The organism is Ensifer sp. ENS07, from assembly GCF_014852185.1.
GTDB lineage: Bacteria > Pseudomonadota > Alphaproteobacteria > Rhizobiales > Rhizobiaceae > Ensifer > Ensifer adhaerens.
In genome coordinates, this window is record NZ_JACVBE010000001.1 from 1,204,557 (window position 1) to 1,220,793 (window position 16,237).

At 60.6% G+C, this 16,237-nt stretch carries 17 protein-coding genes and 7 tRNA genes; 8 read left to right on the forward strand and 16 right to left on the reverse strand.

All coding sequences use genetic code 11. The annotated features are described in order from the left end of the window. Nucleotides 1-29: 29 nt before the first annotated feature. The 8 genes from IB277_RS06025 to IB277_RS06060 form a co-directional block, all read right to left on the reverse strand. Nucleotides 30-809 carry a hypothetical protein gene (locus IB277_RS06025; protein ID WP_143034212.1) on the reverse strand — a complete coding sequence of 260 codons (780 nt, stop codon included), beginning with the start codon at nucleotides 807-809 and terminating at the stop codon, nucleotides 30-32. Nucleotides 810-823: 14 nt separating this feature from the next. Then, entirely contained in the window at nucleotides 824-1,159 is a 336-nt protein-coding gene (locus IB277_RS06030) for a hypothetical protein (RefSeq protein WP_127889031.1), read from the reverse strand. A 379-nt stretch (nucleotides 1,160-1,538) separates the two neighbouring features. Further along, nucleotides 1,539-1,613 (reverse strand) — tRNA-Glu (locus IB277_RS06035). A 138-nt stretch (nucleotides 1,614-1,751) separates the two neighbouring features. Continuing rightward, nucleotides 1,752-1,826 (reverse strand) — tRNA-Glu (locus tag IB277_RS06040). Nucleotides 1,827-2,025: 199 nt separating this feature from the next. Then, nucleotides 2,026-2,100 (reverse strand) — tRNA-Glu (locus IB277_RS06045). Nucleotides 2,101-2,299: 199 nt separating this feature from the next. Beyond that, a tRNA-Glu gene (locus IB277_RS06050) sits at nucleotides 2,300-2,374 on the reverse strand. 136 nt (nucleotides 2,375-2,510) lie between these two features. Then, nucleotides 2,511-3,854 carry a YcbK family protein gene (locus tag IB277_RS06055; RefSeq protein WP_034790899.1) on the reverse strand — a complete coding sequence of 448 codons (1,344 nt, stop codon included), beginning with the start codon at nucleotides 3,852-3,854 and terminating at the stop codon, nucleotides 2,511-2,513. Nucleotides 3,855-4,252: 398 nt separating this feature from the next. Further along, nucleotides 4,253-4,693, reverse strand: coding sequence for a VOC family protein (locus IB277_RS06060; protein WP_060517024.1), 441 nt, complete (start codon nucleotides 4,691-4,693; stop codon nucleotides 4,253-4,255). A 196-nt stretch (nucleotides 4,694-4,889) separates the two neighbouring features. Between IB277_RS06060 and IB277_RS06065 the strand changes: the two genes are divergently transcribed. The 3 genes from IB277_RS06065 to IB277_RS06075 all read left to right on the forward strand — a co-directional run bounded on the left by IB277_RS06065 (nucleotide 4,890) and on the right by IB277_RS06075 (nucleotide 6,770). Further along, a complete protein-coding gene (locus IB277_RS06065) occupies nucleotides 4,890-5,468 on the forward strand; it encodes a cold-shock protein (protein ID WP_034790903.1) in 579 nt (192 codons plus the stop codon). Then, nucleotides 5,468-5,953, forward strand: coding sequence for a DUF192 domain-containing protein (locus IB277_RS06070; protein WP_034790906.1), 486 nt, complete (start codon nucleotides 5,468-5,470; stop codon nucleotides 5,951-5,953). The genes IB277_RS06065 and IB277_RS06070 overlap by 1 nt, the downstream gene beginning before the upstream one ends. Before the next feature lie 163 nt (nucleotides 5,954-6,116). After that, complete coding sequence (locus tag IB277_RS06075) at nucleotides 6,117-6,770, forward strand: outer membrane protein (RefSeq protein ID WP_060517027.1); 654 nt, start codon at nucleotides 6,117-6,119, stop codon at nucleotides 6,768-6,770. A 65-nt stretch (nucleotides 6,771-6,835) separates the two neighbouring features. Here IB277_RS06075 and IB277_RS06080 read toward each other — a convergent pair whose 3' ends face one another. The 3 genes from IB277_RS06080 to IB277_RS06090 form a co-directional block, all read right to left on the reverse strand. Continuing rightward, nucleotides 6,836-7,465, reverse strand: a complete 630-nt coding sequence (locus IB277_RS06080) for a DUF1062 domain-containing protein (RefSeq protein WP_060517029.1) — start codon at nucleotides 7,463-7,465, stop codon at nucleotides 6,836-6,838. 500 nt (nucleotides 7,466-7,965) lie between these two features. After that, nucleotides 7,966-9,147, reverse strand: a complete 1,182-nt coding sequence (locus IB277_RS06085; RefSeq protein ID WP_110818921.1) for a GGDEF domain-containing protein — start codon at nucleotides 9,145-9,147, stop codon at nucleotides 7,966-7,968. Between the two features lie 237 nt (nucleotides 9,148-9,384). Next, nucleotides 9,385-9,461, reverse strand: a tRNA-Pro gene (locus IB277_RS06090). 225 nt (nucleotides 9,462-9,686) lie between these two features. Between IB277_RS06090 and IB277_RS06095 the strand changes: the two genes are divergently transcribed. Then, the gene (locus IB277_RS06095; RefSeq protein WP_034791376.1) at nucleotides 9,687-9,992 is read left to right on the forward strand and encodes an ETC complex I subunit; all 306 of its coding nucleotides are present in this window, start codon (nucleotides 9,687-9,689) and stop codon (nucleotides 9,990-9,992) included. A 37-nt stretch (nucleotides 9,993-10,029) separates the two neighbouring features. Further along, nucleotides 10,030-10,106: transfer RNA gene (locus IB277_RS06100), tRNA-Arg, on the forward strand. Nucleotides 10,107-10,490: 384 nt separating this feature from the next. On the opposite strand, the gene IB277_RS06105 is transcribed toward IB277_RS06100, so the two are convergent. Continuing rightward, complete coding sequence (locus IB277_RS06105) at nucleotides 10,491-10,871, reverse strand: hypothetical protein (RefSeq protein ID WP_176960282.1); 381 nt, start codon at nucleotides 10,869-10,871, stop codon at nucleotides 10,491-10,493. Between IB277_RS06105 and IB277_RS06110 the strand changes: the two genes are divergently transcribed. After that, nucleotides 10,801-11,781, forward strand: a complete 981-nt coding sequence (locus IB277_RS06110; protein ID WP_089044651.1) for a GlxA family transcriptional regulator — start codon at nucleotides 10,801-10,803, stop codon at nucleotides 11,779-11,781. The two genes, IB277_RS06105 and IB277_RS06110, sit on opposite strands and share 71 nt — an antisense overlap. Nucleotides 11,782-11,997: 216 nt before the next feature. Here IB277_RS06110 and IB277_RS06115 read toward each other — a convergent pair whose 3' ends face one another. From IB277_RS06115 to IB277_RS06125, 3 genes are all read right to left on the reverse strand, one after another. Further along, a complete protein-coding gene (locus IB277_RS06115; RefSeq protein WP_043623603.1) occupies nucleotides 11,998-12,261 on the reverse strand; it encodes a hypothetical protein in 264 nt (87 codons plus the stop codon). A 155-nt stretch (nucleotides 12,262-12,416) separates the two neighbouring features. Further along, on the reverse strand, nucleotides 12,417-12,671 hold the full coding sequence (locus IB277_RS06120; protein WP_034790944.1) for a YMGG-like glycine zipper-containing protein: 255 nt from the start codon (nucleotides 12,669-12,671) through the stop codon (nucleotides 12,417-12,419). Nucleotides 12,672-12,894: 223 nt separating this feature from the next. After that, nucleotides 12,895-12,970 (reverse strand) — tRNA-Lys (locus IB277_RS06125). Between the two features lie 191 nt (nucleotides 12,971-13,161). Here IB277_RS06125 and IB277_RS06130 point away from each other — a divergent pair. Continuing rightward, nucleotides 13,162-13,908 (forward strand): cytochrome c biogenesis CcdA family protein, encoded by a 747-nt coding sequence (locus tag IB277_RS06130; RefSeq protein ID WP_034790946.1) that lies wholly within the window; start codon nucleotides 13,162-13,164, stop codon nucleotides 13,906-13,908. A gap of 116 nt (nucleotides 13,909-14,024) precedes the next feature. Continuing rightward, complete coding sequence (locus IB277_RS06135) at nucleotides 14,025-14,987, forward strand: AEC family transporter (protein WP_060517046.1); 963 nt, start codon at nucleotides 14,025-14,027, stop codon at nucleotides 14,985-14,987. On the opposite strand, the gene IB277_RS06140 is transcribed toward IB277_RS06135, so the two are convergent. Continuing rightward, a complete protein-coding gene (locus IB277_RS06140) occupies nucleotides 14,955-16,166 on the reverse strand; it encodes a UbiH/UbiF family hydroxylase (protein ID WP_192370800.1) in 1,212 nt (403 codons plus the stop codon). The genes IB277_RS06135 and IB277_RS06140 overlap by 33 nt on opposite strands. Nucleotides 16,167-16,237: the final 71 nt, after the last annotated feature.

A 16,237-nucleotide genomic window follows, 5' to 3' on the forward strand; every position in this document is an offset into this window, starting at 1 on the left:
TGTGCTGACAGATATTTCGCTGGGCCGTGTTATGGCTGACCGTACCGCACACGCTTCAAAACATCTCGAGGATTCACAGCGAGGATGGTGTTGAAGAACGTCGTTTCGACGATGGTGTCGCCATCGGCTTGCAGGCGAAAATGCACGCTCTTGTTGCCGCCACAGTTCGTTGCGTCGATCATCGCGATAACTCTTTCGACCTCGTCGGGCGTCTTTTCGTCCAGCCTGACAAGGGCAGGATAAAGGGGGGCGCAACTTGCATCGCCGTCGCGAACAAGTTCTCCTTGTCGATCAAAGAGATAGCTGAGGCGTGCGAACTCTCCCTTGTGCGAGCCGCTATGGGCGCTGCCCCACATGGCACTTAGGTACTGAGCCACAGCGCTCAAAGATCCGAGATCATTGAACGGTCGCAAGGCTTCAACATTGTAAACCACGGAGTAGAGGCGACTGCCGCTGAGTGGTGAATTCAGTGTGAGCGAGTAGGTACGACGGAAACCCTGCTGCTGGTCCAGTCGGGTAATGTGTATGCGCTGCAGATAGGGTGCTTTGGCATAAGCTGGGAGCTTCGGGTCTTTGCGATTGTTCAGGCTTCGCGTCGTTTCGGAGCGTTCCCAGTCTTTGAAATCCCGCTCGAGCAACGTTTCTAACTCTTCAATTGGCATCCCCAGCTTGAACACCGGACTCGGTACCAAGTCTGCAGGCGTCAGCGTTTGCTCGCCAGAAACCGCGTTGGTTGGGGCCGCAAAAGGAGATCCGGGACAGCACGAAATTGTGATTGTGGCGAGCGCGGCAGCAATGACGCGAAACAAAACTAGATTCCCGTTCAACTGATTCGAGGAACGCCCGACTTGCGATCGGAGCGTGTTTCCCCAGCGATCAAACGATCAAGAATCAGGTCGAAATCGTCGGCGCGTTGAAGTTGCTCCTGAAGAGCAGGAAGATATTTCGCACGGCTTCGGATGGCGTCGCCAGCAGATCGAAGGCTGAGCAGAATCTGTTTAGAGATTGCGTATTCGCTCTGCAGTCCTTCTGCCTTTTGCCAGATATGGTCTTCCAGAGCGTCAAATGCCGACGCATCGAAGGTATCGGACTTGAGAAGCCGGCCGACTGCTTGATCCGTCAGCCTCTCCAATACGACGTCAAACTGATTTTCCGACACCCGAGTGCGCCTCATTCTGTTGAGCTGTAAACTCAAAGCAGAACTGCAATATTTCGTCGAGTCCGGGTTTTGACATCTGTAGCCGCATCAGAAATCAGGCGGTGAAGGCTGCCGCGCGTGGTCGAGAACGCGAGTCGCCACCGATGCAACAGAACGGCCCCTGCGACCGCGCCGTTGCAGGAGTCCCTGCTTTGGAAAGCTACGCACATACCCCTGGTGTGCGGAAACCGGCCACGATCCTGTTGCCGCTCACGTCGCTGTCTCTTCCAAAGGATATCTGCGAAACACCAGTATGCGCTTGGGAATTACGTGAGACGCGCATCAGTGTGGGCACCCGCATTCGCCAGCAATAGCAATCGGGAATTTGCCGAACCGGCCTTGGCACGCCCAACGGGAATCGAACCCGTGTTGCCGCCGTGAGAGGGCGGCGTCCTGACCGCTAGACGATGGGCGCATCTCTATTCGATTGAGCGCAAGCGGTTGCTGCGCAACGCGCTATCCTAGTCCTGTTCGACGAAAACGACGAGAAGAATCGAAGGCGATCCGTCAGCCGATGGAACAAGGCTTTCGATGTAGGGGAGGTTCAACACAGTGGCACGCCCTAGGGGAGTCGAACCCCTCTTCCCAGAATGAAAATCTGGTGTCCTAACCGATAGACGAAGGGCGCACTCGCTGTGTGGGCGCCTTATAGCCAGCGACTCTGAATAGAGCAAGCGCCAATCTCGGGAATGTTGTGATTTTCCTGTTCAAAATACCAAGAAAGATTCATGGCGGCACGAGGCGGAAATTTAGGTGTCGAAACGCGCGGTAAATCGCTGTTCCAACAACAGAAAATCGATTTTCATTTGGGGAGAAGATCAACACAGTGGCACGCCCTAGGGGAGTCGAACCCCTCTTCCCAGAATGAAAATCTGGTGTCCTAACCGATAGACGAAGGGCGCACTCGCTGTGTGGGCGCCTTATAGCCAGCGACTCTGGATACCGCAAGCGCCAATCTCAGTTTTTTTGTGCTTTCCCTGTTAAAACCGGTGAGAAAAATTCGGCGGTCAAAGAGCTGGAATCGGAGATGCGTACGGTGCAGCGGAGTTGCTGCTTCAGATGCTTAAAACGTCGATTTTCGGGAGAAGGAGATCAACACAGTGGCACGCCCTAGGGGAGTCGAACCCCTCTTCCCAGAATGAAAATCTGGTGTCCTAACCGATAGACGAAGGGCGCACTCGCTGTGTGGGCGCCTTATAGCCAGAGGATTTCAGAACCGCAAGCGGCAATCTTCATATTTCTGTAAAAATTCCACAGGCCGGAAGCAAAGGAGGCTTCTCGTCGAATCCTCCATGGAAACAAATGCTTGCCTTCAGCCCTTGGCGCGCCGGCAGCGCCAGTTCCAGTCCCGCTGTGCGCCGATATCGATATGGACCGACTCCGTGTGGCAATAGGTGCCGACGCCGCCGCGGCCGGGGACGCTACGCAGGAATTCGGCGAGATCCCACTTGCTGACGCCCTGAACCTGAATGTCAGCCGCCTCGCAGCGTGTATGCAGCGATTGCTTGGCGCGGTTGACCTTGATCGGCCTGAGGCCCGAGGTCACCATGACCTGCTTGCCGTAATGCGTTTCCACCTTCTTCAGCATCTGCATGAGCTCGGGCTTGAAACAGCCGGCATCGACTTTCTCGGTCTGCAGAATGAGCCCGCTCGGCGCCAGTCGAGCGAGCCCCGAGAGCGAGGCGACCTGAACCGGTGCGCCGTCGTCGTCATCGCCGAGGTGCTCTTCGTGCTCGTAGTTGTAGAGCGAGTTCAGTTTGACGCCCGGAAGCGTGTAGGCGAGGGAGGCCGTTTGCGGCTGGCTCGCATTGCTGGTGGTAATCGTCTTCTTTTCCGCCGGCGGAGCCGAGCGAAGTGCCGCCTGCTGCGGCTTCTCCTTGCGCTTGCCGGCAAAAAGGGCCGCGAGCGTCCAGGTTTTGGACGTGTCCTTGTTATCGTCTGCTGGCGTGGCTTCTGGTGCTGCCTGCTGCGCGGCGGCGACCTCGGTCGCTGCTGGTGTGGCGTCGGCATTGGCCACCGCCTGTGGCGTCGAAGAGGTCTGGCCGCTGGCGGCAGCCTCGGCGCTCAGCGGCACCGGAACGGCAACAGGAAGGGTGGCGTCCTGCGCGGGAGAGGGAGCATAGGCGGCGACAGCGGCGTCCGTCACGACGTCGTTGGCCGTGTTGGCGGCCCCCTGTTGCGGCGCTATTACCGGCAGCGGCTGTCGCTGGGTGCCGCTGAAAAGACTGTTGTTGGTTGCGTTCATGCCGGGCTGGCCGGCGGGTAGCGGAACAGTTCCCGTCGTCTGCGGCTGGACGGTCGTCGTTGCCTGTGCGGCAGGTGCCTGGCCATAGATGCTTGAGGAGGCGGCGCGCAGGCCGGTGCCCTGCATCGTCAGCGATTGCGGCTGTCCGCCATCGTGGGGAACTGTGGCATTGCCGGCTGCCTGTTGCGCCTGCGGATTGCTGCCGAGCGCAACCACCTGTCCATCCTGGACTGTGGCCTCCGATTCGGCGGTTTGCACAGGGGCTGCTTGCCCCTCGGCCTTCAGCGCGGTCGCTGCATCGTTTTCCCCGACCGCCGACATGCAGCCGCTCAAGGCCAGCAGCGATACGGATAAGGCTGCCGCCCGCGCAATGGTGACGAGCACCGCGCCCTTCGTGTCCGGATGTTGCAACGTCCTATCCCCGCTCTCCGTGCATGACCGACGAAGCCTCGCCTTGTCATGCATTAAGTCTCAGTTCCGAAACATCGCTCAGAACAAACAAACTCATGCTTCTCGCGGCGATCGGAATGAGCGCCACGGGAAAAGATCAGGCCAAGTACAAAAGGGGGTCGCCGCCACGAGATATCGCGGATAGGACCCGGCATCAACGTTTCGCGCGAAAAAGTACTCAACGATACGCGATTTGTAAACCGGCGCTAACCTTGAGCCCGCATGTTTCCAACATGCAAAGGCCCGGATAGACCGGGCCCTGGATCATTCATAGCTGCTGCTGATCGACGGCTCGGCCATGCCCGCCGGATTTCACCGACAGCACGGGGCCATCTTCGTTCGCGAGAATTGTGCGGAGCTTACCAGGCGCCCGTATTGGCCATCGACGCCCAAGGTTCCTGCGGCGGCCGGTTTTCGCCTTTCTGTAGGATCTCGATCGAAATGCCGTCGGGAGAGCGCACGAACGCCATGTGGCCGTCGCGCGGCGGCCGGTTGATGGTCACGCCGTTCTCCATCAGGTGCTGGCAGAAACCGTAGATGTCGTCGACTTCGTAGGCGAGGTGCCCGAAGTTGCGCCCGCCCGTATAATCTTCCGTATCCCAGTTGTAGGTGAGCTCGAGGCAGGGAGAGAGTTCGCCGCGGGCGCGATCGATGTCGCCGGGAGCGGCCAGAAACACCAGCGTGAACCGGCCCTTTTCATTTTCGTAGCGGCGGATCTCCGTCAGGCCGAAAATCTTGCCGTAGAAGTTCAAGGCCTCGTCCAGATTCTTGACGCGAACCATCGTGTGCAGATAGCGCATTGCAATGTCCCTGTTTTGCAGAAGATGGCGTATACTGGTCCGTCAGCAAGCCAGAGGCAAGGCTGCGTCCCCATATTAGTTCTCGGCCAAAATATGCCGAGGGTCTTGCGTATCCGCGGCGGGACGATGTTATTCTGGTCAATAAGAATCAGTTAACCGTATCGGTAGTCGCGCGTAAACGAGGGGCTGGGAGAGAATGGCGGATAGGACATCTTCAAAAGACGTCATGCATGGTGACGACTTTGGCAGCGACGCTCTCGACCTCATCGAAATCACCGGCGTGATCAAGTGGTTCGACGTCGCCAAGGGCTTCGGCTTCATCGTTCCCGACAACGGCATGCAGGATGTGCTGGTGCACGTGACCTGCCTGCGCCGCGACGGCTACCAGACGGTTCTTGAGGGTGCGCGGGTCGTTGCTCTCATCCAGAAGCGGGACCGCGGTTACCAGGCGTTCCGTATCCTATCGATGGACCAATCCACGGCGGTGCATCCGTCGCAGCTGCCGCCGGTCCGAACCCACGTGCAGGTAACGCCGACCAGCGGCCTTGAGCGCGTTCTCGTCAAGTGGTTTAACCGCACCAAGGGCTTCGGCTTCCTGACCCGCGGCGAGGGAACCGAAGATATCTTCGTCCATATGGAAACGCTCAGGCGTTTCGGCCTGACGGAACTGCGGCCAGGCCAGGTGGTGCTCGTCCGGTTCGGCGATGGCGAAAAGGGCCTGATGGCCGCTGAGATACATCCGGATGGACCGTCGCCGACGAGCCGGGCGCACTGATGGTCGCGGCTCGAAACCTTGTCGGAAAAAGCGCCTTCCTGGCGCTTTTTTTGTTGCTTGCCCTGACGGTATCGTCTTTCGCCGACGTTCAGTTCACAACGGACAAGATGCGCCTGGTCACCGCGGACAAGGCTGTGCACGAACTGACGGTCGAACTGGCCCTCGATCCGGCCCAGCGTGAGCAGGGCCTGATGTTTCGTACCTCCATGGCGCCGGATCACGGCATGCTGTTCGATTTTGGCGAGACACGCCGCGTGATGATGTGGATGAAGAACACCCATTTGTCGCTCGATATGCTGTTCATCGACAACAAGGGCGTTGTGCGCACGATCCATGAAGGCGCCGTGCCTTTTTCGGAAGCGATCATTGATTCGAAAGAACCGGTGGCTTTCGTGCTTGAGCTCAATGCCGGCGCGGTCAAGCGGCTGAATATCCGGCCCGGAGACCGGCTGGAAGGTGCCCGCATGCCGTCTTCGAAGCCGTAGACGCCGGGGCCACTTCGCGGTCCGCCTTGCCCTTGCCCGATCATTTCCTAAATTATGTGTCTGAACCCCACGGGTTTCATGGTTGAGATCATGGAGCCTTTCGGGCAGACTGCGCGTTAACGAGTTGCTAATATTCTTCTGGCGACAACAGGAGGCAGCCGTGATGATCCGGAGTGTGCTTGTTGCAATGGTAGCGGCCTGCGCCGTTGCGCAAACAGCGATGGCAGCGGACTTGGCAGCCGATCTGAGCCAGCCGCCGGCACCGGTCGCGCAGCCATCTCCAGGATTCGTCTGGACCGGCGGTTATGTCGGCCTCCAGGGCGGCGGCGGGTGGCTCAATGGCGATTTCAGTGCGCCCGGCAGCAGCGCTTCAGAAGACTTCAATGGCGGATTGCTCGGCGCCTTTGCCGGTTTCAACTTTCAGCAGGGCGACTGGGTTTACGGCATCGAGGGTGACGTCAACTACAATTGGAACGACAAGACGTTCGACGTCGGCGGAACCTCGACCGAAGTTGGTACCGACGTTTCCGGCGCAATACGCGGCCGGGTCGGCTACCTGCTGAATGACAAGGCGCTGCTCTATGGCGCCGGCGGCTGGGCGGTGACCCGCGGCTTCGTCGATGTGCCCGGCGCATCGAAGGAAAAGGAAACCTTCAACGGTTGGACGATCGGTGCCGGTGTCGACTATTCGTTCACCGACAGCGTCTTCGGCCGCGCCGAGTACCGCTACAACGACTACGGTGACAAGGACTTCGGCGGCGTCAATGTCGATCTCGACCAGCACCAGTTCACCGTTGGTGTCGGCGTAAAGTTCTGACCAGCAACCATTGGCATCGCGGAGCGCGCCGGCATGCTGCCGGACGCTCCGCGGTATCCTTTCAACTACGGGCCGCCGCGGGCACGCCGGGCAATCTCGGCACGGTCATCTTCCGCGGTAAGATCGAGGACGATGCGGCTGCCGTCTCTGATCGGGCGTCGCAGGGCCTTCCGCGACTCGGGCAGAAGCGTGAGTCGCCCTTTGGTTTCGAGCTTGCTCAGTCTGGCGCGTGAAAGCGCGAGTTCCGCCGATAGCAGGCGGTCGACGCGCAGGCTGCTTGCCTGGCGCACGACAAGGACAATCTCAAGCCGTGCGCAACCTGCACTCCCACCCAATACGTGCCGTTCCACGTTAGAATCGGCCAAATCCTCGATCCGGTCCGTGCATTGGCGAAGACCTTCGATGTCGAACGCCGCCTGGCGGACCCAGACGGGATCGTTGCTTTGAAGCGCTGCGAGCGCATCCGGGGCGACGCTGGCGACATTCCGCCGCTCGAAGATCGGACGGTTCCAGGTGTCTTCGCAGACGGCGCAGCGATAGATCAGCCAGGCGTCGAGCCGCCGCCCGTTGGCGTTCAACCGTGTCTTGCCGCTGCATACGAAGGGGCGGTGGCCGCCGCAGCGGCTGCAGACAAGCCACGGGCGGGGGGCGGATTGGGGTTCGATGGTCCACTGGACCGTCAATGTATGAGACATGTCGTCTGGTTCTTCCAATTGGAAGTCCATCGAGACGACGGTTTGAGTACCCGTTCCGGGGACGCGGCCTGGCAGCTGTTGGACGTGATGGTTCCGCCTGACGAAGTTACGTCGGGCTTGAGATCGGCAATGCCATTCCGGTCTCGAACCGCCACCTCAACGAACGCATGAAAATTCTATCCGACAGCTGGAGTGCTATCGGGCGTACGGGGTGAAACTAGCGAGACCGGATTTTACAAAGGCAAAGCGAAACTCCAGGAGAGACAGCGCAATCGTGGCTGCCTGAACGTCCTATACGCTTGCGCGGATGGCGAAAAGTGCAACGATGCCACAGGCTCGCGCCAAGGTGGCGTGCGATGGCGCGCTAGGCGAAATTTGGCCACAAGCGAATTCGGCGCATTGCGGTAAAATACGCCTTACACCTCCAATCTGAAGCGGATCGGAAATGCTTGGATCCGCTTCTCTTTTTTGAAGGTGGTCTGCGGCGAAGCATCGCCTGATTAGCCGGCGCGGTGAAGGCTCGCCGCAAGCGGCTTCGAATCCGCAAGCTCCGCATCGGACGCGACACGGTTACGCCCGCCTCGTTTGGCCGCGTAGAGCGCCGCATCTGCCCTATTGAACAATTCCTCCCAGGAACGCTCCGTGCCGCTGGCGGTGGCAACCCCGATGCTGATGCTGACTGCTACGCTTTGCCCGTTGCTCACGACCCGCAGTTCTTCCACGGCGCGGCGTAGCCTTTCGGCGATTGCAAACGCCTGTGTCTCGCTTGTCCGCGGGAGATAGAGCCCGAATTCCTCGCCTCCGAGACGCGCGAAGCTGTCGCCCCTGCGCAGGTTCTTCCTGACCAGATCGGCGAAGGCGACGAGCACCTGATCACCCGTATGATGACCGTAGCGGTCGTTGATACGCTTGAAATGGTCCAGGTCCATGACGAGGAGGCAATCGCCCTGCCAGCTCGCCTGAGGCAGTTGCGCCAGAAACCAGCGCCGGTTGCCGACGCCGGTCAGCGCATCGGTATCGGCAGACCGGCGCAGCTCCGCTTCCGCCCGCTCCTTGACGAGCACGAGGGCGAAGAGCGCGATGGCGAAATGGCAGATGATCGAGAGAAAGAAGGCGTAGGTCGTGGTGATCGGCACGATGCCGGGCTTGAGGAGGCCAATGACCACCGCGAGGCAAAGGCAGGCCCCGACGGCCATGGCGGCCGCCAGCATGGCGCGCGCCGGCAGCGGCTCCTTCGAGCGATCGGCGATGACGGCGACAGCCGAAGCCGCGAGGAAAAGAAAGGCGGCGGCGTTGAAGACGCTGGCCCTGACGACGTTGACGACATGGAAATCCGTGGCGAGTCCGATGAGCGCGCCGGCAAACGGCACAAGAAGCGCCAGCCAGTCCGCCAGCCGGCGCCGGCCGCCGCTGAGGCGTCGCACGCCGATCCAGAACAGGGCGTATCCGCCGATCCCGAGCGTGAAGCTGGAAAGCCTCCACAGAGTGGGCGGCAACAGCTTTTGCTCGCCATAGCCCGCGAGCGTCGAGGCGAGCGCCAGGAAGAGGAAGCCGCTCGCCAGGATACCAAGCCCTTCGTCTCGCGGCGATTGCCAGCGCGCATAGAGGAAGCAGAAGGCGCCGATCAGGAACGACGACTTGTGAAGCAACAGAACGGTGGCAAGGTCGAGTTGGGCAGTCATTGGATCGCTCGGGCGGGCTTGGGGGGCGCGCAGGGCACAAAAGCGCGCCGATTCGCTCTATCCACAATGGATTTAGCGATTCCTAAATTCGTATGACAAATAGGCATTCTTGTCCCAACTCGGGACGATTCGATCGTTTGCCAACGCAATCGAGTGATCTACGGCGATGTTAGCCTGCAGATCTGCGATCACGAACAGATTGAAAAAAAAGGAGAATGACGCTTCCGTCTCAATGAATGGTCGGAGTGGAGAGATTCGAACTCCCGACCCTCTGGTCCCAAACCAGATGCGCTACCAGACTGCGCTACACTCCGTGCCAACGGCGCCGGAGATACACGCTTCGCAGCAGGGCTGCAACAGCAAAATTTCCCAATGCCTCATCTTAGACTGGGACAAGCCCACAAGTTCGCTCATCTCCGACTGAAAGCCAAATTTATCCGCCCAAAAGTCATTCCGTTTTAAATCATTCTGCGTTATGGGAAGACGGAATGCTGGCGCCCGTGAATGTTGCCAGCGAAAGTATGGAGCCGTTCGAAACCATGTCCGCAAAGATCTATCGTCCAGCAAAGACCGCCATGCAGTCTGGCAAGGCCAAGACGAATCTGTGGGTGCTGGAGTTCGATCAGGAAAAGCCGCGCACCATCGACCCGATCATGGGCTACACCAGCTCGGGCGACATGAAGCAGCAGCTGCGGCTGACCTTCGAAAACGCCGAGCAGGCGATCGCATACGCCGAGCGAAACGGCATCGAATACCGCGTCATCGCGCCGAAGGAAGCGACCCGCAAGAGCGTGTCCTATCCGGACAACTTCCGTTTCAACCGGATGCAGCCCTGGACTCACTAAGGTCCTTCAGCCGCATTCGACGGGCACAGCCCGGGACGGCCCCTTAGCTCAGTTGGATAGAGCACCTGCCTTCTAAGCAGGTTGTCGCAGGTTCGAATCCTGCAGGGGTCGCCAATAATTTCAAGAACTTAGAAGCTTTTTTTGGGAGTTCGAAAGAAGCTCGTTTGCAGCTTCCTATTGCCGATAGCCGAATGCGTCGGCCTGGTGATCTCTCATCCGCGAAACGGCACTGTCGCTGGCCCGTTGTCTCCCGGTAGATTTGTTCGTCCGCCGTGAGCGGCAGATCTCCGGTACGCCACCACGCGGCGGATAAGTCCGGCGGTTCGCGCCGCACCACTCAAGGAAAGCTACGCGCTCGTTTCCGGAAGCAGGAAAGAAGCGCGGTAACAGGCTTGAACAAGAGCCTGTGGCCCTTGGTGAACATGCGGCCCGGACGATGGATCGTCAGTGCGTAGAGATACGAGCGCTTTCCTTGCAGGTAGGACCGGAATTTCTGGATCATCTGGCGCCGGGCATCGTTCTCCTGGATTCGACACTTCCGTGATCGAGAGGCGGATCGTTGCAGAGCAGATGGAGCGCAACCGTGTCGCTGACCATCGGAAGTGTAAATGCCCGTGCGCTGAAATCGCTCCATAAAAAAACGGGCCGGCGGACGGTTTCCGACCGGCCCGTTCCGGCAAAAGGCGGAAAGGGGAACGTCTCTGCGCGGGGCTGCAGCGCCGCGCGTAGGGAGATCGATACGGTCTGATAATGCCCGAAAGGCAGCATTGGAATTGACATTTCCCGCTTGAAATTTGACATTTCCCGCATGCCTTCCGATGGACGTCTACAATCTGTGATCGAAGTTTCCGTCGTTATCCTGCCGGAGTCGTCGATCATGTCGCTTGCCTCAGTGCTGGACCCGATGCGCGCCGCAAACCGTATCTCGGGGCGCGAGGTGTTTCGCTGGCGGCTGCTCTCGGCCGATGGCAAGCCGGTGGTCCTGACCTGCGGCGTGCCGATTGCGGTCGAGGGCACACTTCGCCCGCCGCTTGCCGGCGACGCGCTGCTGGTGATCGGCGGCTTCAACCTTGATCGTCACGCCGGCAAGAAATTCATCGGTGCATTGCAGGAGTGCTCGCGCCATTTCGATATCGTCGCCGGCATCGAATCGGGCTGCTGGCTGCTCGGCCGCAGCGGTCTGCTCAATGGCCGCAAGGCGACAGCGCATTGGGAGGAGCTCGAGGATTTCAGCCAGGCCTTTCCGGAGTTGACGGTGCTTGGCGACCGGTTCGTCATCGACGGCAAGTTCTGGACCTCGGGCGGCGCTTCGCCGACCTTCGACATGATGCTGCACTGGATCACCCAGCGGCTAGGGTCTGCACTGGCGCTCGATGTCGCCAGCATCTTCGTCTACGACCAGACGCATAGTGCAGCCGACGTGCAGCCCTATGTTTCGCTCGGGAGGATCGAGACGCGCGACCCGAAGCTCGCCGAGGCCATCCGCCTGATGGAACGCACGCTGGAGCGTCCCTTGACGATCGCCGCGTTGACGAAGCGGCTGTCGATCTCGCAGCGCAAGCTGGAGTTGCTGTTTGCGCGCGGACTATCGACGAGTCCCGGCGCCTATTACCTACGCCTGCGTCTTCAGTTCGCCCATCGGCTGGTGCGCGACTCCGCTAGCCCGATCCGCGAGATTGCCCTTCGATGCGGTTTCGACAGCCTGTCTGCATTTTCGCGCGCCTATAGCCGCGAGTATGGAATGAGCCCGCTGAAGATGCGACTGGCCCGCAGAGGAGCGGAAGCATAGGCAGCGCCGTCAGGCACGCGACTAATGGGAGGCCGGGGTGAGGGGCCCGCGAATTGCTCACGGCATAGCCGATCCGGATTGTTCGCGTGTTTTGAGGCAACCGCGCAGACGGCACCCGCTGATGCGTCCCCATCATGCATGGAGTGCGACGTCGTTCCGCACGCCCGGCGTCGCCGGGCCGCATCCGGCCGGGCGCAGTCGCGGGGTCATTATGCCCTAATGAACCGTTTGTGGCGGCTCGTCGGTAAAGGCTTGGATGCCGTCGCGCTGGACCGTGGCGATAAACTCCTCGAAAGCTTCCCTGTCGGTCGGGAAGGGCTCCTCCCATGTCGTAGAGAAGCCTTCCTCGTCGATGACCTCGAGGGTCCAGTCGCGATTCGTGCCCGCCTCCCGGTAGATCCGCAATTCCACGACGACGCCATCGTCACTGAATTGGCCGGAAAATTCCGAAAACTCGTAGTTCTGTTCTTCGTCAGTCATGTCTGAAGTGTAACACGCTTGCTTGAGGACGTCCTGCCATGTTCGGCCTCGACGATATTGCTCGCAGCTTCAGCCGGGCACACAGGCGCATTCGCCGGCCTCCACGAAGGTTTGGACCGGGGATGCGCCTGTCACCTTGGCGAATGGTCTTGCTGTTACCGGCAGCGGGCTTCGTAGCGGCGGCCGTAGCGGTCGCGATAGATGCAATAGCCCTGGCGCTCCTGGGAGCGTCCGATCAGGTTGCCGATAACGCCACCGGCGACCGCGCCGATTGCCGCGCCGCCCCAGCTGTCGCTGACCGCGCCACCAATGATCGCACCGGTGCCGGCGCCGATCGCCGTGCCTTTCTCGGTCTGCGTGCAGGAAGCAAGCGTACCAATCATCAAAACCGCAATGACAAGCTTTCTCATGCCTTCACCCCTTTGCTCGATACCAAACTGGGCAGTTCACCGCCTTGCATCCTCAGCGTGAGCCTCAGCATCTACTCAACGCGTCGAATTGTCGATAGCACGGAATGCAACAGGCGAAGATACGGCGGGGTTCGCTCCAAAAAGTGTAGAGAATGGGCTCGCATGGCGATGCATTTTGATGTCCAAGGACACCAGCAAGCGATTGATTTCGATGGGGTTTGCGTGGTGAGCGCGCAGGGATTCGAACCCTGGACCTACTGATTAAAAGTCAGTTGCTCTACCGGCTGAGCTACGCGCTCCCTGGCCGCGGCGGTGAAGCCCGGCGGAAGTGGCCGGACATATGCACGCGTGTTTCCCCCCGGTCAACCGAAAAATTGCGGGTTTTGTGAAGAAACGGTGCATGGCGCAATGATCGCCAAAAGGTGATTGGTATCATCATGATCCTGCGGCTAAGGAATGGCCCAAATGCCGCGTGCCGGAGTTGTTGCCGTTGTCGATCGCCGATATTTCCATCTGGACCGCCGTCCTTGCCGGCGCCCTTTCGTTCCTTTCTCCCTGCGTTCTGCCGCTCGTACCGCCCTATCTCTGCTATATGGCGGGCGTCTCGGTCGATCAGTTCCGCAGCGGTGATGCGGCGACCATCGGCAGCACGAGACGCGCTGTCTTGCCGGCAGCCCTGTTGTTCACGCTCGGTTTTGCCACCGTCTTCGTGGCGCTCGGGGCGGGGGCCTCGTCGATCGGCATGCTGCTTCGGCAGCATATGGACCTGCTGTCGCGCGTCGGCGGCGTGATCATCATCATCATGGGCCTGCATTTCCTTGGCGTGTTCAAGATCGGGCTGCTCGCGCGGGAAGCGCGATTCCAGGGCGGCGGCAAGCCGGCGACGCTCTCGGGCGCCTACATCATGGGTCTTGCCTTTGCCTTCGGCTGGACGCCCTGCATCGGCCCGGTACTCGGCACGATCCTCGGCGTTGCTGCCGCACGTGACACCGTGTCCGACGGCGCAATGTTGCTGGCGATCTATTCGCTGGGCCTTGCCGTGCCGTTCTGGATCGCGGCTGCGTTTTCCGGCTCCTTCATGCGCTTCCTCTTCCGCTTCCGTCGCCATCTCGGTCTGGTCGAGAAGCTGATGGGCGGCCTTCTGGTGCTGGCGGGCCTGGCTTTTCTCTTCGGCTTCATCAGTTCCGTCGCCATCTGGTTCCAGACGACCTTCCCGATCCTGATGAAAATCGGCTAGGGCATACCCTCGTATTTTAGAATCACTTTTCGGCTTAACCGGCCTAATCGTCAGGCCGGTTCGTGCGCTAGGCGTGCGGGCGTCGGCGCGGGAAGGTGAAGGATGCGAGGGACAAGATGACGGAAATCGCGGGCCTGGTGCTGCCGTTCTTCGGCCTGATCTTCCTCGGTTATCTGACGGCGCGCTTCGTCCACCATCCGGGCGAGGCGATGGGGTGGCTGAACACCTTCATCATCTACCTCGCGCTGCCGGCGCTGTTCTTCAAGCTCGTCTCGCGCACGCCGATTGAACAGCTGGCGCGTGCCGACTTCATCCTGACCACCGTCGGGGCGACCTACATCGTCTTTTCGCTGATCTTCCTCATCGGGGTTTATGTCAGGCGAAACTCCATTGCCGAGGCGACGATCCAGGGTTTTGGCGCTGCTTATGGCAATATCGGCTACATGGGGCCTGGCCTTGCGCTCCTGGCGTTGGGCGATGCCGCTGCCGTACCGGTGGCGCTGATCTTCAGCTTCGAAAACGCCGCGCATTTCGCGGTCGCACCGGCGATGATGGCGATATCAGGCGGTCGGCAGGAAAAGCCGCTGGCGCTTGCAGCCAGCGTCGCGCGCAAGATCATTCTGCACCCGTTCATCCTGGCCACACTTGCCGGTGTGGTCGCCGCTTTTTTCGCCGTGCAGCCGCCAGTTCCGGTTCAGCGGCTGATCGATTATCTCGCCCAGTGTGCGGCGCCCTGCGCGCTCTTTGCCATGGGGGTGACGCTGGCGCTGCGCCCAATCAAGCGCATTCCCGTCGAGATCGGCTACATCGTCCCGGCGAAGCTGCTCTTGCATCCGCTCGTCATGTTCACGGCAATGAGCCTGACGGGGAATTATGATCCGGTCTGGGTGCAGACGGCGGTACTGCTCGCAGCCCTTCCGACGGCGACGAACGTCTTCGTTATCGGCCATCAATATGGCGTGTGGCAGGAGCGAGCCTCGGCGACGATCCTCATCACGACGACACTGTCGGTCGCAACGGTGACCGGCCTGCTTTACCTGATCCGTTCAGGCGCTCTTCCGCCCGATCTTTTCCCTTAAGCCTTCCTTGAAGACGTTGAGCGCGCTGCCGGGGTGCACGCCTTCGCGCATCAGCAGGCTGCGGAGCGGCCCAACCGCGGAAAGCACGTGCAGCCCCAGCGCGCGCAGCGCCTGCACCGGCAGGAAGCCGGAGAGCAGCGAGCGGTTGAGCAGATCCACACTTGCGGTGCGGCTGATGATGTCCGGCCGGCGGCGGCTGTCGAAGCGGTCACCGATATCGCCGGCAAGCGGCTCGCCGCTGGATACACCGATGATATCGACGAGCGTCATCACATCGCGGAGGCTAAGGTTGAGCCCCTGAGCGCCGATCGGCGGGAAGGCGTGCGCTGCTTCGCCAAGAAGCACGGCGCGGCCCTTGCCGAAGCGCTGGGCGGTCATGCCCGAGAGCGGGAAGGATTGCGGCGTGCCCTCGACGGTTACCTTGCCGAGGATTGATTGCATCCGGTCTTCGACGGCGCGGGAGAGTGCTGCGAGATCCAGCGCCAGCGTTTGTGCGGCATCCTCGGGTTTGCGGACCCAGACCAGGCTGGAGCGGTTGCCCGGCAGGGGCACTTGCGTGAAGGGACCGCTTTCGGTGTGGAATTCGGTCGAAATGTTCTGGTGCGGCAGCTCGTGCGCAAAGTTCAAGACGACCGCCGTCTGCGGATAGGACCAGGTGCTGACGGAGATCTTCGCCGCTTCGCGCACCGGCGACCGACGACCATCGGCGCCGACGAGGAGATAGGCGCTGCATTGGCTGCCGTTTGAAAGCTCGATCGTTGCGACAGCGTCCGAAAGTTCAAAGCCGATCGCCGACGTGGTGATGCGTGTCAGCGTCGGGCTCTCTTCGGCGCGGTGGCAGAGAATATCGATGAAGGGCGCATTGGGGATATTGTAGCCGAAGGCGTCGAGCCCGACTTCCGAGGCACGGAAGTTGACCGGTGGCGCCCGCAGCAACCGGTTGGTGCCGTCGAGGATACGCATGGTCGAAAGCGGAGCCGTCAGCGGCTCGACCTTTTCCCAAAGGTTGAGCGTCTTCAGATACTCGATCGATTGGTCCATCAGCGCGGTGGTGCGTCCGTCGGCAACCGCCGGCTCCGGTCCGATCAAGGCCACGCGGTAGCCCGCATCGGCAAGCGCGATGGCCGCAAGCGATCCGGCAAGGCCCGCACCGATAATGGAGATGTCGAAGTGGTCCATGATGCAAAAGCCCTTTCGCGCAAGCTGTGAGGCGTCTTTGCCCAGCCTCGATCATACCTCTAGTCGCCGGC

Excerpts from the sequence above, each read along its gene's own strand:
- IB277_RS06140 (WP_192370800.1), bottom strand. The coding sequence starts at position 16,166 with ATGGACCACTTCGACATCTCCATTATCGGTGCGGGCCTTGCCGGATCG.
- IB277_RS06120 (WP_034790944.1), bottom strand. The coding sequence starts at position 12,671 with ATGAGAAAGCTTGTCATTGCGGTTTTGATGATTGGTACGCTTGCTTCC.
- IB277_RS06135 (WP_060517046.1), top strand. The coding sequence starts at position 14,025 with ATGACGGAAATCGCGGGCCTGGTGCTGCCGTTCTTCGGCCTGATCTTC.
- IB277_RS06065 (WP_034790903.1), top strand. The coding sequence starts at position 4,890 with ATGGCGGATAGGACATCTTCAAAAGACGTCATGCATGGTGACGACTTT.
- IB277_RS06105 (WP_176960282.1), bottom strand. The coding sequence starts at position 10,871 with ATGATCGACGACTCCGGCAGGATAACGACGGAAACTTCGATCACAGAT.
- IB277_RS06075 (WP_060517027.1), top strand. The coding sequence starts at position 6,117 with ATGATCCGGAGTGTGCTTGTTGCAATGGTAGCGGCCTGCGCCGTTGCG.
- IB277_RS06070 (WP_034790906.1), top strand. The coding sequence starts at position 5,468 with ATGGTCGCGGCTCGAAACCTTGTCGGAAAAAGCGCCTTCCTGGCGCTT.
- IB277_RS06080 (WP_060517029.1), bottom strand. The coding sequence starts at position 7,465 with ATGTCTCATACATTGACGGTCCAGTGGACCATCGAACCCCAATCCGCC.
- IB277_RS06095 (WP_034791376.1), top strand. The coding sequence starts at position 9,687 with ATGTCCGCAAAGATCTATCGTCCAGCAAAGACCGCCATGCAGTCTGGC.
- IB277_RS06110 (WP_089044651.1), top strand. The coding sequence starts at position 10,801 with ATGCCTTCCGATGGACGTCTACAATCTGTGATCGAAGTTTCCGTCGTT.
- IB277_RS06115 (WP_043623603.1), bottom strand. The coding sequence starts at position 12,261 with ATGACTGACGAAGAACAGAACTACGAGTTTTCGGAATTTTCCGGCCAA.
- IB277_RS06060 (WP_060517024.1), bottom strand. The coding sequence starts at position 4,693 with ATGCGCTATCTGCACACGATGGTTCGCGTCAAGAATCTGGACGAGGCC.
- IB277_RS06085 (WP_110818921.1), bottom strand. The coding sequence starts at position 9,147 with ATGACTGCCCAACTCGACCTTGCCACCGTTCTGTTGCTTCACAAGTCG.